The organism is Algoriphagus sp. SE2 (genome assembly GCF_039563885.1).
Taxonomy (GTDB): domain Bacteria; phylum Bacteroidota; class Bacteroidia; order Cytophagales; family Cyclobacteriaceae; genus Algoriphagus.
Map to the genome: position 1 here is coordinate 1 of NZ_JBCLWJ010000065.1, position 734 is coordinate 734.

General features: G+C 28.6%; 1 protein-coding gene. It reads left to right on the plus strand.

Annotation, left to right across the window (positions count from 1 at the left end; genetic code table 11):
- Window positions 1-711 (plus strand): DUF6090 family protein (locus AAGF08_RS20425; protein ID WP_343513308.1); only part of this gene is annotated, 711 nt, incomplete at its 5' end.
- Window positions 712-734: the final 23 nt, after the last annotated feature.

Sequence of the window (734 nt, forward strand, 5' to 3'; positions counted from 1 at the left end):
CAAAATTTGCTCTCGGAGGGAAAAACTGGAAAATATCTGAAATATGCTATCGGAGAAATAATCTTAGTTGTTATAGGAATTTTAATTGCCCTTCAAATAAATAATTGGAACCAAGAAAGTGAAAATAAAAAGCTGGCAATATTTTACATGAATTCACTTGCGAATGATCTAAAAAAAGACACATTGGATATAAATCTTATTACTGAAATACAACTCGAAGATAATAAGACCACAGAAAAATTATTAAAAAGAATCTATAAACCGTCCAGTAACATTGATACCATTATAAAAATAGCAAGAAACGAATTAGATGACGGTTTTAAAGTTAAAAGAGACTATTCAAATAACACCTTTAACACCATCATATCATCAGGAAATATTAATCTTCTTAATAAAGATTTAATAGATAAGTTAATGGACTTAAATAGCATACAAGAAGACCAATTAAAACGATTTGACAGTAATCTAGATACTTATAAAAATGTAAGTACTTATTATGCACAGCATTTCACTTATTCAAAGGGGCCAACAGGTAATATTGTTGATGAAATTTTATGGAATAACGTTAATGAAAAAGTTTTAGTTAGTAGTCTTTCTAATTCGCTTACACAACGCAAATTTATGTTTGACAACACCATTAGAGGACATTTAAGAGTAAAGGAGAAATCTCGAGAAATATTGGAACTAATTGACACATTGCTAAAAAAATAATGACAGCATAACCGCTAACCAAT